This is a genomic window from Luteimonas sp. YGD11-2 (assembly GCF_004118975.1).
In the GTDB taxonomy this organism is placed as follows: Bacteria; Pseudomonadota; Gammaproteobacteria; order Xanthomonadales; family Xanthomonadaceae; genus Luteimonas; species Luteimonas muca.
Window position 1 is genome coordinate 3,176,283 of the sequence record NZ_CP035376.1, and the last position, 14,250, is coordinate 3,190,532.

12 protein-coding genes are annotated in these 14,250 nt (G+C 71.3%); 10 read left to right on the forward strand and 2 right to left on the reverse strand.

All coding sequences use genetic code 11. The annotated features are described in order from the left end of the window. Positions 1-16: 16 nt before the first annotated feature. From ERL55_RS14610 to ERL55_RS14625, 4 genes are read left to right on the forward strand one after another with little or no spacing between them, the layout of a single operon-like run. The gene (locus ERL55_RS14610; protein WP_129137082.1) at positions 17-688 is read left to right on the forward strand and encodes a DUF3348 family protein; all 672 of its coding nucleotides are present in this window, start codon (positions 17-19) and stop codon (positions 686-688) included. Beyond that, positions 685-2,772, forward strand: coding sequence for a DUF802 domain-containing protein (locus tag ERL55_RS14615; protein ID WP_129137083.1), 2,088 nt, complete (start codon positions 685-687; stop codon positions 2,770-2,772). The genes ERL55_RS14610 and ERL55_RS14615 overlap by 4 nt, the downstream gene beginning before the upstream one ends. Further along, the gene (locus tag ERL55_RS14620) at positions 2,769-3,410 is read left to right on the forward strand and encodes an OmpA family protein (RefSeq protein ID WP_129137084.1); all 642 of its coding nucleotides are present in this window, start codon (positions 2,769-2,771) and stop codon (positions 3,408-3,410) included. The genes ERL55_RS14615 and ERL55_RS14620 overlap by 4 nt, the downstream gene beginning before the upstream one ends. Continuing rightward, positions 3,400-4,056, forward strand: a complete 657-nt coding sequence (locus ERL55_RS14625; RefSeq protein ID WP_129137085.1) for a DUF2894 domain-containing protein — start codon at positions 3,400-3,402, stop codon at positions 4,054-4,056. Before ERL55_RS14620 ends, ERL55_RS14625 begins: the two co-directional genes overlap by 11 nt. An 889-nt stretch (positions 4,057-4,945) precedes the next feature. Here ERL55_RS14625 and ERL55_RS14630 read toward each other — a convergent pair. Beyond that, complete coding sequence (locus ERL55_RS14630) at positions 4,946-6,358, reverse strand: sorbosone dehydrogenase family protein (RefSeq protein ID WP_129137086.1); 1,413 nt, start codon at positions 6,356-6,358, stop codon at positions 4,946-4,948. Then, positions 6,355-6,777 (reverse strand): DUF2231 domain-containing protein, encoded by a 423-nt coding sequence (locus ERL55_RS14635; RefSeq protein WP_129137087.1) that lies wholly within the window; start codon positions 6,775-6,777, stop codon positions 6,355-6,357. The genes ERL55_RS14630 and ERL55_RS14635 overlap by 4 nt, the downstream gene beginning before the upstream one ends. Before the next feature lie 379 nt (positions 6,778-7,156). On the opposite strand from ERL55_RS14635, the gene ERL55_RS14640 reads away from it, so the two are divergent. The 6 genes from ERL55_RS14640 to ERL55_RS14665 all read left to right on the forward strand — a co-directional run bounded on the left by ERL55_RS14640 (position 7,157) and on the right by ERL55_RS14665 (position 14,235). Further along, a complete protein-coding gene (locus tag ERL55_RS14640; protein ID WP_129137088.1) occupies positions 7,157-8,467 on the forward strand; it encodes an amidohydrolase in 1,311 nt (436 codons plus the stop codon). Positions 8,468-8,534: 67 nt separating this feature from the next. Beyond that, on the forward strand, positions 8,535-9,353 hold the full coding sequence (gene queF, locus ERL55_RS14645; protein ID WP_129137089.1) for an NADPH-dependent 7-cyano-7-deazaguanine reductase QueF: 819 nt from the start codon (positions 8,535-8,537) through the stop codon (positions 9,351-9,353). 77 nt (positions 9,354-9,430) lie between these two features. Beyond that, positions 9,431-9,808, forward strand: coding sequence for a LysM peptidoglycan-binding domain-containing protein (locus tag ERL55_RS14650; protein ID WP_129137090.1), 378 nt, complete (start codon positions 9,431-9,433; stop codon positions 9,806-9,808). Positions 9,809-9,847: 39 nt separating this feature from the next. Further along, a complete protein-coding gene (locus tag ERL55_RS14655) occupies positions 9,848-10,360 on the forward strand; it encodes a hypothetical protein (protein ID WP_129137091.1) in 513 nt (170 codons plus the stop codon). Positions 10,361-10,470: 110 nt separating this feature from the next. Beyond that, a complete protein-coding gene (gene panE, locus ERL55_RS14660; protein ID WP_129137092.1) occupies positions 10,471-11,406 on the forward strand; it encodes a 2-dehydropantoate 2-reductase in 936 nt (311 codons plus the stop codon). A 600-nt stretch (positions 11,407-12,006) separates the two neighbouring features. Then, the gene (locus tag ERL55_RS14665) at positions 12,007-14,235 is read left to right on the forward strand and encodes an NADP-dependent isocitrate dehydrogenase (RefSeq protein ID WP_129137093.1); all 2,229 of its coding nucleotides are present in this window, start codon (positions 12,007-12,009) and stop codon (positions 14,233-14,235) included. Positions 14,236-14,250: the final 15 nt, after the last annotated feature.

Genomic DNA, 14,250 nt, shown 5'->3' on the forward strand with positions numbered 1-14,250 from the left:
TCTTTTGGCCAGCCGCATGCACGACGCCCAGCCCGGGGCAGCCGTTCCAGCCTCCACCCTGCCCCGCCTGCTGGCGCGGATCGCGGGAGCGGCGCCGATGCCGCCCGTGCAGGCGCCGGCGGCGCGGCTGGGCGAATGGCTGGACTGGCCACGCGCGGTGGCGCTGTCGCGTGCGCTCGACGGCCCCGCGGCGGCAGACGACGACACCGGACCGGATGCGGATGCGGATGCCGACGACTGCACGCGCGTGCGCGAGGACCTCGCCCAGGCCATCGCCGCCGACCGCGGCTGGCCTGCGGTGGATGCGGACAGTGATGCCGCCGCCGCCGCGGTGCTGCGCCACTGCCAGTCCCTGCAGCGCGCGATGCAGGCGGCCACCGGCCGCCTGCGTGGCCAGCTGCGTGACCGGCTGGCCCGGCAAACGCCGCGGCAGGCACGCCTGGCCGCGGTCGATGCCGTGCTCGAAGCGGTGCTGAGCCCGCGCGAGCATGCGCTGCTGGCCCCGGTACCGGCGCTGCTGGCCGCGCATTGCGGGCGCCTGCAGCGCGGCACCGGCGGCGACGGCCACGGCTGGTATCGCCCGTTCCGCGAGGACGCCCGGCAGGTGCTGCTGGCCGAATTCGACCTCCGTTTCCAACCCGTCGACGCGCTGCTTGCCGCGCTTCGGCCCTCCCCCGTGGACGCATGAACAGACAACTCCTCCATTGGCCGGTGTTCGCCACCGGCCTGCTGGCGATCGGCTGGATCGGCGCCGGCTACATCGGCAGCCACACGCTGGCACTGGCCGTCACCCTGCTGATCGCTGCGCTGTACCTGGTCGGTGCGCTGGAACTGCATCGCTACCGACAGGCCACCGCCGGCCTCGGTCGCGCCCTCGATGGGCTCGCGGCGCCACCGGCGACGCTCGCGGAATGGCTGGACCCGCTCGATACCTCGTTGCGCGGCGCGGTACGCCTGCGCGTGGAGGAAGGTCGTGCGCCACTGCCGGTGCCGTCGCTGACGCCCTATCTGGTCGGGATGCTGGTGCTGCTGGGCATGCTCGGCACCCTGCTCGGCATGCTGCTGACCCTGCGCGGCACCGGCATGGCGCTGCAGACCGCGAGTGACCTGCAGGCGGTACGCGACTCGCTGGCCGCGCCGGTCGAAGGCCTTGGAATCGCGTTCGGCACCTCGATCGCCGGCATCGCGGCCTCGGCGATGCTGGGCCTGCTGGCAGCAATGTGCCGCGGCGAGCGCGCCGCGGTGGTGCGGCGCCTGGATGCCGCGATCGCCACCACGCTGCATACGCATTCGCGCGCCCGCCAGCGCGACGAGGCGCTGCAGCTGATGCGCGCGCAGTCCGCCGCCATGCCGGCGCTGGTGGACCGCCTGCAGGAGATGATGGCCGCGCTGGAGCGCCAGGCGCAGGCCGCGCAGGCACAGCAGGCCGAGCGGCAGCAGCACTTCCACGCTGGCACCGCGGCCGCCTATGAACGTCTCGCCGCATCGGTGGAGCAGTCGCTGCAGCGCAGTGCCGTCGACAGCGCGCGTGCATTCGGCGATGCCCTGCAGCCCGTGGTGGCCACCACGATGGAGGCGGTGACCCGTGACACCGCACGCCTGCACGAGTCGGTGACCGCCGCCGTCGAGCGCCAGCTGCAGGCATTGGCCACGAGCAGCGAAACCAGCACCGATGCGATGACCACGCTGTGGCAACAGGCGCTGGACCAGCAGCGTGAGGCACAGGCCGCGCTGGCCGACACCACCCGTGAGCGCCTGGACGGGGTTGGTACGCGTTTCACGGAACACGCCGCGACGCTGGCCGATGCGGTCGCCACCCAGCTCGACGGCAGCGCCACCCGCCTCGCCGGCGCGTGGGACGCGGCGCTCGAGCGCCAACAGGCGCAGCACGCGGCGCTGGTCGAACAGCAGCAGGCCGCACTGGTGGCCGCGGGCGACCAGCTCGCCGCCAGGGCGCAGACGTTGCTGGACGACGTCGCGGCCTCGCATACGCGCCTGCAGGACGCACTGGCCAGCGGCGACGGCGAACGCCTCGCGGCATGGAACCGCGAACTCGGTGCGATCGGTGCTGCGCTGCGCGAGGACTGGGCACGCATCGGCGATGACGCCGCGCAACGCCAGCAGGCGATCTGCGATGCACTCGCACGCACCGCGCAGCAGATCGGCGAGCAGTCGCAGGCGCATACCAGCGCCACCATCGCCGAGATCGCCACGCTGGTGCAGGCGGCATCGGAAGCGCCACGTGCGGCTGCCGAGGTGGTGGCCGAGCTGCGCCAGAAGCTGTCCGACAGCATGGTGCGCGATACCGCAATGCTGGCCGAGCGTAGCCAGCTGATGGACACGCTGGCCACCCTGCTCGACGCGGTGAACCACGCCTCGGTGCAGCAGCGCGAGGCGATCGATGCGCTGGTGTCGACCAGCGCCGGGCTGCTGGAGCGGGTTGGCGACCGCTTCCTTGCGCAGGTCGAGCAGGAAACCGGCAGGCTCGACGCCGCCGCCACCCGCATCGGCGCCGGCGCCGCGGATGTCGCCAGCCTCGGCGAGGCCTTTGCCGGCGCGGTGGAGCTGTTCGGCGCCAGCAACGAGCGCCTGCTGGAGCGACTCGACGGCATCGGCGCCACGCTCGACGCCACCGCCACCCGCAGCGACGAGCAGCTCGCCTACTACGTCGCGCAGGCGCGCGAGGTGGTCGACCTCAGCGTGCTGGCGCAAAAGCAGATCATCGAGGAACTGCGGCAGCTGCCCGGCGTGCGCGACAGGGCCGGCGCATGAGCCTGGAAATCGACGTCGACGACGGTGCCGGCGCACCGGTGTGGGCGGCCTTCGGCGACCTGATGTCGGTGCTGCTGGGCGTGTTCGTGCTGATCCTGGTCGGCGTGATCGGCGTGCAGCTGCACCTGGAAGTGCAGCTGCAGGAGGAGATCGCCCAGCGCCGGGCCGAGGAGCAGCGTCGGCAGGCCCTGGAGGACGCGCTGGCCGTGCCGCTGGCCGCCGGCCGCATCACCCTGGTCGACGGCCGCATCGGCATCCGCGGCAGCGTGCTGTTCGCCCTCAATTCCGACCGCCTGCAGCCCGAAGGCGTGGAACTGCTGGAAACGCTGGCGGGGCCGCTGGCCGGCTACCTCGGCACCCGCGACGAGATCCTGATGGTCAGCGGCTTCACCGACGACCGCCAGATCCGCGGCGACAACCGCCGCTTCGCCGACAACTGGGAACTGTCGGCGCAGCGCGCGCTCACCGTGACCCGCGCGCTGGTCGAGCACGGGGTGCCGGCGTCGTCCGTGTTCGCCGCCGCGTTCGGTGCCGAACAGCCGGTGGCGCCGAACACGGACGAGGCGGGACGTGCGCGCAACCGCCGCGTCGAGATGGCGCCGGTCCCGCGCCAGCAGCCGGCCGCCCATGGCGGCTGACGCAGCCACCCGCGTGGCGCCGACGCCCTCCGTTGCGCAGGCACTGCGCAGCGGACGCATCGCCGCGCTGCGCCGGCGCATGGACGCTGTGGACGACGCCGTGCGCGCGGCGCTCGAGCAGCGGATCGCCGCACTCGAAGCATCGCCCGCCGGAGAGCCGAGGCATTGCATGCGGCGTGGCGCGATCGGCGACGACCGCGCGACCGGCCAGCCAGCCCCGGGGCATGTTCCAGCGCCCGGTGCGCGAACGTCGCTGTTCGCCCCGCTGTTGGCCACGCTCGAACAGGAGGCCGGCTGGCGCGATGCACATGCGGTCGACGGCCTGCCGACGCGTGCCGCCTATCCCGCGCTGCCTGCACTGCAACCACTGCGCGCGCTGTGGGCGCGGTTGCGCATCGAAGGCCAGACCCGCGAGGCGCTCGCCCCGGCGGCCACCGATGCCGGCCCGCTGAACTCCGCCAACCTGGTGCAGCGCGCGCTGCGGCTCATGCGCGATGAATCACCCGATTACCTGCACCATCTGATGGCCTACCTCGACGTGCTGGCCACCCTGGAACGACTGCCGGCGACCGGCAGCCAGCAACCGGGCGATGCCGCGGCGCCGGCGAAGAAGCGCGCCCGGGCGTCACGCGCGAAACGCAGGTAACGCTGTCCCCGGGCGGGCGTCCACCGTGGCCGGTCCATGGGTGCGACTTGTCGTCGCGGCCGTGGAAAGGGCGACGCGGGCTCGATGCGGCACCCGGCCGGGCTGTAAGACGGGCGAGCAGGGTTTCTCCAACTCCCGGGGCAGGGCTGCAGCGGAAGGGTATTCGCGTTTGCGAGTTGCTTCGTTGCGATCCGCGCTGCCCGTCGCGCGCACCGCGGGGTGTGCTCCCCCGGCCGGAGTCCGCGTCCAGCTACCACGGCCGGCCGCCGGCCATCCATGGCCGGCTGGGCGCACACCCCGCGGTGCACGCGACGGGCTCAGTCGTTCGCCGGCTCCGGCACGGAAAGCAGGAGCGGTTACCGCGGAGTCGTCCGCAACGGACCACGCTCGTGCGCTCGTGTGGTCTGGCATGGAGATCAACAGCGGCTCAGCCGAAATCGTTGATTGCCACAGCGGCCGACGTTCCTCGCGGTTGAACTTTTCCCAGACGCCACGGCAGCTTGGGGCCCGCCGCGGCCGCGGGGGGATGTCCAGAGCCGGCCATGGATGGCCGGCGGCCGGATGTGGGAGCAGGACGCGGAGATATCCGGCTGGGCATCCCCCCGTGGCCGCGGCGGGCTGCCCGGAACCCCGGACTCGCACCGCGTCCCTCCGGGGTAGAGAGCCTTCCTGGCGGGCCCGCTGAGCGCCAGGCAATGGATGGCCGGCGGCCGGATGTGGCAGCAGGACGCGGAGATATCCCGCTGGGTATCCCCCTGCGGTCGCGGCGGCCCGCCAGGACCCCTTTGAGCTCGCCCCGTTGGGCAGAACGGGCCCCGAGGGCAGCACAAAAAACAGCGCGGGAGGCCATGCCTTCCGCGCTGCGATTCTGCCGCCATCGGGCGAACGGTTACTGCGTGCGGGTCTCCGCTGCCGCCGGATCGGTGGCGGGCGCGGTGCCGTCGTCCGTCGCGGCATCGGCCGCTGCCGGTGCCGGTGCTGCCGGCTGCGGCGCGACGGCCGGGCCACCCACGCGCGACACCCGCCAGACGATGTTGGCCAGGTCGTCGGCAATGATCACCGCGCCGCGCGGGTCCACGGTCACGCCCACCGGGCGGCCGCGGGTGGTGCCGTCGTCGTCGCGGAAGTTGGTGGCGAAGTCGATCGGCTGACCGGCCGGGCGGCCGTTGCGGAATGGCACGAACACCACCTTGTAGCCGACCGGCTCCGAGCGGTTCCAGCTGCCGTGCATGCCGACGAAGGCACCCTCGGCGAACTCCGGCCCCATCACCGGCGAGGAGAAATCCACGCCCAGCGAGGCGACGTGCGCGCCCAGGCTGTAGTCCGGGGTGATCGTCGCGGCGACCTTTTCCGGGTTCTCCGGGCGCACGCGGTCATCGACCTGGCCGTCCCAGTAGGCCCACGGCCAGCCGTAGAAACCGCCGTCCTGCACCGAGGTCAGATAATCGGGCACCAGGTCGGGGCCGATCTCGTCACGCTCGTTGACCACCGCCCACAGCTGGCTGGTGGTTGGCTCGATCGCCAGCGCGGTCGGATTGCGCAGGCCGGTGGCGTACTGGCGATGCATGCCGGTTTCCGCGTCGATCTCCCAGACCATCGCGCGGTTTTCCTCGGCGGTCATGCCACGCTCGGTGATGTTGGAGTTCGAGCCGATGCCGACATACAGGAAGCGCCCGTCGGCGCTGGCGGTCATCGCCTTGGTCCAGTGGTGATTGATGTCGGACGGCAGGAGCGTCAGCAGCTCCGGCTCGCCATTGGCCTGGGTCTGCCCGGGCTGGTAGTCGAAGCGCACCACCGCGTCCTGGTTGGCGACGAACAGGCTGTTGCCGACCAGCGCCAGGCCGTACGGCGCATTGAGGTTGTCGGCGAACACCGTCTGCAGCTCGTACTCGCCGTCACCATCGGCATCGCGCAGCAGGGTCAGGCGGTTGCCGCTCTGGACCTGGGTGGTGCCCTTGGCCTTGATCGGCCCGGCGATGATGTCCTTGGGCTTGAGCGCCGGCGCGTTGCCGCCGCGACCCTCGGCCACCAGGATGTCGCCGTTGGGCAGCACCAGGGTCTGGCGCGGGATGCCCAGGCCGGTGGCGATCGCGCGGACCTCGAAGCCGGCCGGGACCGCCGGCAGCTGGTCGCCCCAGGGCGACGGGTCGGCGATCACCATCTGCGGCATCAGCCCGCGCTTGGGCTCGGGGAGGTCGACTTCGGTGCCGTACTGCAGTTCCGGCTCCGGTGCCGGGTTGCATGCGGCCAGGGTCATCGTCATCGCCAGCGCGACGGCGGCGGTCAATCCGGAGCGATTCATTGCAGTTCTCCCGTACGGACACGGCGGAAGGCCATGACGGTGGCGACAAGGCCGAGCACCACGGTGATCACCGACAGCACCAGACCGCCCGGCATGCTGGCCCAGGCATCGCGTGCGTGCATCAGCGCGTTGAAGAACCCCACGATCCACATCGCGATCACCAGCAGCGCGTAGATCACCGCGGCGCGGGTGCGGCGCGCCGCGCGCAGGTCGAACAGCGAGAACAGCACCGCGAACGCCGACAGCACCAGCCCGCCCACGATCAGCCAGGAGGCGAAGTTCTGCCACTGGATGTGGTAACTGCGGAAATAGGTGATGTCGCTCAGCAGCGCTCCCAGGAGCATGAAGAACGAACCCGCCAGCATCGCTGCGGGGAACGGATGGACCGCGATCGGGCGGTCGACACGGGTTGGACGCATGGCCACTTCTCCGGACGGCGCGACGCACGGAAGCGATCCGTGCAGGACGTTCAGGCTACCCGCAGGGTCCTGAGCGCGGTGTGCAGACCACGGAACGTTGCGTTGCCCGGTGTGCCGGGGCATCCGGCGCCGCTCCGTGCGCCGGTCCGCGGCCGGACGCACCGGAGGCTGGCGTATCCTCGCTCGGCGCCCTCGCACCGGCGCCCGGGAGGCCGCATGACACTGCTGCAATGGATCGGACTGGGGCTCGGTATCGGCGTGCTCTACGCGCTGGACCGTGTGCTGCTGGATCGCAGGGGTCCGCCGTAACCGCTGGCCGCGCGCTGCCCCGCGCACCCGGCGGCAGGCTAGGATCGACGGTGTCCACCGGGAGCCCGCCATGTCACGTCGCGCCGCGCTGTTGCTTGCCTGCTGTGCCGCCCTGCCCGCAACCGCCACCGGCGCCCAGCGCCCGGAGGTGACCGCCGCCGCCGACGCACTGCAGGCGCGGGTGGTGGAGTGGCGCCGCGACATCCATCAGCACCCCGAACTCTCCAACCGCGAGGAGCGCACCGCGGCGAAAGTCGCCGAACACCTGCGCAGCCTCGGTCTCGAGCCGCGCACCGGCATCGCCCATCACGGCGTGACCGCGGTGCTCAGGGGCGGGCGACCCGGCCCGCGCCTGGCGCTGCGCGCCGACATGGACGCGCTGCCGGTGACCGAGGAGACCGGCCTGCCGTTCGCCTCGACCGCCACCGGTACCTACCGCGGCCAGACCACGGGCGTGATGCATGCCTGCGGCCACGACGCCCACACCGCGATCCTGATGGGCGTGGCCGAGGCGCTGGCGGGCATGCGCGAGCAGCTGGCGGGCGAGGTGCTGTTCGTGTTCCAGCCGGCCGAGGAGGGCGCGCCCGAGGGCGAGGAAGGCGGCGCCGGGCTGATGCTCGAGGAAGGCGTGTTCGCCGACTTCAAGCCCGGGGCGGTGTTCGGCCTGCATGTCTTCAGCACCCTCAACGCCAACCAGATCGGCGTGCGCGCCGGTCCGACCATGGCGGCGTCGGACCGCTTCGGCATGAAGGTGATCGGGCGCCAGACCCATGGCTCGCGGCCGTGGGGCGGGGTGGATCCGATCATCGCCGCGGCGCAGATCGTCAACCAGTCGCAGGCGATCGTCAGCCGGCAGATGGACATCAGCGCGCAGCCGGTGGTGCTGAGCTTCGGCGCGATCAACGGCGGCATCCGCTACAACATCATTCCCGACTCGGTGGAGCTGGTCGGCACCATCCGCACCTTCGACGAGGACATGCGCGCGGATGTCTTCAGGCGCCTGACCTCGGTCGCCGAACACGTCGCCGCCGCCAATGGCGCGACGGTGGAGACGCAGATCCCCGCCGACGAGGGCAATCCGGTCACCTTCAACAACGAGGCCCTGACCGCGCGCATGCGCCCGAGCCTGGACGCCGCCGCCGGCGCGGGCAACGTGGTCGACATGCCGCTGGTGATGGGCGCGGAGGATTTCTCGCTGTACGCGCGCGAGGTGCCGGGGCTGTTCTTCTTCGTCGGCGCGACGCCCGCCGGCACCGATCCGGCCACCGCGCCGAGCAACCATTCGCCGAAGTTCGACGTCGACGAGTCCGCGCTCGACCTCGGCCTGCGCGCGATGCTGCAGGCCAGCCTCGACTACCTCGCGGGCGACACCGGCGGCTGACCGCGCACGGACGCACGGACGCACGGCGTTTGGCGGGCGTGCGGCCGGCGCCGCCTAGAATGCGCGCATGACATCCCCGCACGATTCCAGCCTCGGGCGCAGCGTCGCCTATCCCGCGCACTACGACCCGTCACTGCTGTTCGCCATTCCGCGTGCACCCGCGCGCGCCGCGCTTGGCCTGGCAGGCGACGCGGCCCTTCCCTTCACCGGCATCGACCGCTGGCACGCCTACGAGCTGGGTTGGCTGGACCGCCGCGGCAAGCCGGTGGTCGCCACCGCCACGCTGTCGGTGCCGGCGGATTCGCCCAATCTGGTCGAATCGAAGTCGCTCAAGCTCTATCTGAACTCGCTCAACAGCACCCGCTTCGACAGCGCGGACGCGGTGCGGGCGCGCATTGCCGGGGACCTGGCGGCGGTGGCCGGCGCGCCGGTCGAAGTCACCTTCGGGCTGCCGCCGTTCGATGGCGCGGCCGGCGTGGTCACCGACCTGGACCGGCTCGAGGTCGACATCGACGACTACGGCCCGCCCAACCCCGCACACCTCGCCATCGCCGATCCGGCGCCGGTGCGCGAGGTACTGGTGTCCGACCTGCTGAAGTCCAACTGCCCGGTCACCGGCCAGCCGGACTGGGCCAGCGTGCGCATCGACTGGCACGGACCGCGGCTCGACCCGGCCGGGCTGCTGCGCTACCTCGTCTCCTACCGCGAGCACGCCGGTTTCCACGAGCAGTGCGTGGAAGGCATCTTCCTGGACCTCCTGCGGCTCGACCCCGTGGCCCTGTCGGTGGAGGCGCGTTACACCCGCCGCGGCGGGCTCGACATCAATCCATGGCGGGCGAGCCCCGGGCACCCGCCGCCGCCCGTCCGACGCGAGCTGCGCCAGTAACGCCCATTCACGCAGGCGCGATCCGGTCTTAACCAGCGCCGTGGGAGGCTGCGGTTCCCCGCGCTGGAGCGACCCCCATGAGTGACACCCGCAAGACCCCCGATCCGGCCTCGCTGTCGCTGAAAGGTGCCGGCACCGGGTCCGGCGCCGCCCCGGCCGGCAAGGCGGATTTCTCCGGCGTCCGCGGCAGCGTCGACAGCACCGAGGACCCGGTGCGTGGCGCCGACTTCGGCAAGGTCAGCTCCTCGATCGAATCCACCGAGGACGTGCTCGACGAGCGTTCGCACACGGTCGCCCGGGGCGACACCCTGTCGCGCATTTCGAACCGGTACTACGGCTCGGCCAACCACTGGAAGGACATCTTCGAGGCCAATCGCGACCTGCTCGACGATCCCGACCTCATCCAGCCGGGCCAGGTGCTGCGCATCCCCGCACGCCCGCGCGACGACGGCTGAAGCATCCGCCTTCCGGACCCACCCGCAGAGGACACCCTGATGACCCAGACCCGTTCCCACCGCCTGCTGGCACTGACTGCCGCCATCGCCTGTGCAGTAGCGCTCGGTGCCTGCAACCGCGACCAGCCCGCCGCCGACACGCCGCCGGTGGGCGCGCCGATGCCGGCCGATCCGGTCGCCCAGCCGGCGAACCCGGCCACGACCCCGTCGGCAACGCAGTCCGCCACGGTCAGCGAGGTGCTGCTGGGCACCGAGGCCAGCGGTAACGAACGCGTTGCCGAGCCGAAGACGACCTTCGCCCGCAGCGACCGCACCATCGTCGCCTCGGTGGTCACGCGTGCCGACAGCCCGGCGGAGACCGAAGTTCGCGCACGCTGGACGTTCCAGGATGGCCAGCTGGTCGACGAGACCAGCCAGCGCCTCAACCTGAGCGGTCCGGGCGTGACCAATTTCCGTGTCAACAACCAGGAAGACTGGCCGGCCGGCAGCTACACCGTCGAGATCTCGCTGGACGGCAACGTGGTGCAGACCCAGCAGTTCACCGTGCAGTAACGACGCCTCCCCCGCGGTGTCCGGACGGGCGTGGTCGTTGCGGCCACGCCCGTTCTTTTTGCGCACGGCGCGCGGCTACCATGGCATCCCCTGGACCTCGGGACCATGGCATGCGCATCCTGGTACTTGGCGCCGGCGGCACCGGCGGATATTTCGGCGGGCGGCTCGCCCAGGCGGGCGTCGACGTAACCTTCCTGGTGCGCCCGGCGCGCGCGGCCGAACTCGCCACAAACGGCCTGCGCCTGCGCAGCCCGCTGGGCGATGCCAGCGTGCCGGTGCGCTGCCTCACCGCCGACGCCCTGGCCGCCGACGCGGCGCAGGCGCCATACGACCTTGTGGTGCTGAGCTGCAAGGCCTACGACCTCGACAGCGCCATCGCGGCGATCGCACCGGCCGTGGGCGCGGAGACGGCGGTGCTACCGATCCTCAACGGCCTGCGTCACTACCCGCTGCTGGATCAGCACTTCGGTGCCGGGCGGGTGATCGGCGGCCTGTGCTTCATCAGCGTCAGCAAGGCCGAAGACGGCGGCATCGCCCATCACAGCCAGGCGGCCTCGATCACCTTCGGCGAACGCGACGGCACCCGCAGCGCCCGTTGCACAGCGTTCGCAGACGCGTGCCGCCGGGCCGGCATCGACCACCTGCATGCCGACGACATCGCCCGCGAGCAGTGGATCAAGTTCACCTTCCTGGCAACCCTTGCCGGCGCGACCTGCCTGATGCGTGCGGCGATCGGCGATATCGTGGCCGGCGAGGACGGCCGCGGATTCATCACCGCGCTGTATGCGGAAACCCTGGTCGCGGCGGCGGCCGCCGGCCACCCGGTGCCCGAACGCGCGCGCGCCACCGCGCTCGCCCAGCTGACCCGCGCGGATTCACCGCTCAGGGCCTCGATGCTGCATGACCTGGAAGCCGGCAACCGGGTGGAAGCGGCGCATATCGTCGGCGACATGCGCGACCGCGTGCGCGCAGCCGGCGCGCCGGCACCGCTGCTGGCGGCCGCGTACTGCCACCTGCAGGCCTACGAGCGACTGCGCAGGGGCTGAGCGTCGCCGACGGCGCCAGATGGGGCAGCGCGATACGGGATGGACGCGGCACGGTGCGGGAGCCTGGCTGCGGACGCTTGCAGGCCCGCGACGCCGGGCAGCGCGGGACGGTCAGGATCCGTGCGTGACCTGCGCAGGTGCGGAGTGCGTCCGGATGCGCGCAGCTGTCGGGATGCCGACAGCTCGCAGCGCGTATCCGTGCACATATCGAAGAAAGCGCCCCGGCCCGGCAGATGTCCCCACTGCTCAGATGGCGGCCCGTGTTCCCTTGCGGAGCTGCGTTCCATGCTTCTGCATGAGCCGTGCCGCCGGGGCGTGGTGTGGACTATGACCGCGACACTTTGCCGAATCTGTCGGCGCCTGCCCCGTTGCCGTGTAGGAAAAGTCTGACACCGCTCCGGCGTCGCCGGAGCGGCGACGGTGGCCGGACGCGTGGCGTACCGTTCGCCGGCGTTTTCCCTCGCTCCGGCAAACCGGCGACAATGGCCGGCCATGCGCGCCGACACCCAGTGCGGTTGTCGGCCCGGAAAACCGCAGCGGCTTGCGCCGCCCGCACGTTCCGCCCGCGCGATCCCCGACACACAGCGAGATGACCCGCCCATGTCCAGCACGCCGAAGATCCTCTACACGCTGACCGACGAAGCCCCGTTCCTGGCCACGCAGTCGCTGCTGCCGATCGTGAAAGCGTTCACCGCCCCGGCCGGGATCACCGTCGAAACCCGCGACATCTCGCTGGCCGCGCGGATCCTGGCGCAGTTCCCGGAACGCCTGGGCGATGCCGCCGTGGCCGACGATCTCGCCGAACTGGGCGAGCTGGCGAAGACCCCGGAAGCCAACATCATCAAGCTGCCCAACATCAGCGCCTCGGTGCCGCAGCTCAAGGCCGCGATCCGCGAACTGCAGGCCCAGGGTTTCGACCTGCCGGACTACCCGGACGAGCCTTCCGACGACGCCGGGCGCGACACCAAGGCGCGCTACGACCGGGTCAAGGGCAGCGCGGTGAACCCGGTGCTGCGCGAGGGCAATTCCGACCGTCGCGCGCCGGCTTCGGTGAAGGCGTACGCACGCAAGCATCCGCACCGGATGGGCAAGTGGAGCAGTGATTCGAAGTCGCACGTGGCGCATATGGACGCCGGCGATTTCTACGGCAGCGAGCGTTCCGCGACGATTGCTGCCGCCGGTGCGCTGAAAATCGAACTGGTCGCCGCCGACGGCACCGCCACGGTGCTCAGGGACGCGGTGAAGGTGCAGGCCGGGGAGGTCGTCGATGCCGCGGTGATGAGCCGCCGCGCGCTGTCGGAGTTCATCGCCCGCGAGATCGAGGATGCGCGCGCGCAGGGCGTGCTGTTCTCGCTGCATCTCAAGGCGACGATGATGAAGGTCTCCGACCCGATCATGTTCGGCGTCGCGGTCAACGCGTTCTATGGCGACGTGCTGGCGAAGCACGCCGAGGCGCTGGCGCAGGCGGGCTTCGATGCCAACAACGGCATCGGCGACCTGTATTCGAGCATCGCCTCGCTGCCCGACGACCAGCAGGCGGCGATCCGCGCCGACATCGATGCGCTGTACGCAAAGCGCCCGGGCCTGGCGATGGTGAACTCCGACAAGGGCATCACCAACCTCCACGTGCCCAGCGACGTCATCGTGGATGCCTCGATGCCGGCGATGATCCGGGACTCCGGCCGCATGTGGAATGCAAACGGCGAGCTGCAGGACACCAAGGCGGTGATCCCCGACCGCAGCTACGCCGGCATCTACCAGGCGGTGATCGCCGACTGCAAGGCAAACGGCGCATTCGATCCGGCCACCATGGGCAGCGTGCCCAATGTCGGTCTGATGGCGCAGAAGGCCGAGGAATACGGCAGCCACGACAAGACCTTCCAGATCCCGGCCGACGGCACCGTGCGCGTCACCGACCAGAACGGCAACGTGGTGTTCGAACACGCGGTGGAAGCCGGCGACATCTGGCGCATGTGCCAGACCAAGGACGCGCCGATCCAGGACTGGGTGAAGCTGGCGGTGACCCGCGCGCGCCTGTCCGGCACGCCGGCGATCTTCTGGCTCGACCCGCAGCGCGCGCACGATGCGCAGCTGATCAGCAAGGTCGAGCGTTACCTCGCGGACCATGACACCAGCGGGCTGGACATCCGCATCCTGCCGCCGGTGGAGGCGATGGCGGAGTCGCTGGCGCGCATCCGCCGCGGCGAGGACACCATCTCGGTGACCGGCAACGTGCTGCGCGACTACCTCACCGACCTGTTCCCGATCATGGAGCTGGGCACCAGCGCGAAGATGCTGTCGGTGGTGCCGCTGATGGCCGGCGGCGGGCTGTTCGAGACCGGTGCCGGCGGCTCCGCGCCCAAGCACGTGCAGCAGTTCACCGCCGAGAACTACCTGCGCTGGGATTCGCTGGGCGAGTTTCTCGCGCTGGCCGCCTCGCTCGAGCACCTCGGCGAGACCCAGGGCAATGCGCGCGCGAAGGTGCTGGCACGGGCGCTGGATGCGGCCAACGGCCAGATCCTCGACAACGACCGCTCGCCGGCGCGCAAGCTCGGCCAGCTCGACAACCGCGGCAGCCACTACTACCTGGCGCTGTACTGGGCGCAGGCCCTGGCTGCACAGGACGAGGACGCGGAACTGAAGACCCGGTTCGCGCCGCTGGCACGGGCGCTCGCCGACGCCGAACAGGCGATCCTTGGCGAACTTGCCGGCGCGCAGGGCAGTGCGGTCGACATCGGTGGCTACTACCACCCGGACCTGGACAGGGTCGCCGCCGCGATGCGGCCGAGCGCGACCTTCAACGCCGCGCTCGCGCAGCTCGAAGGCTGACGTCCGCAGCGGAGT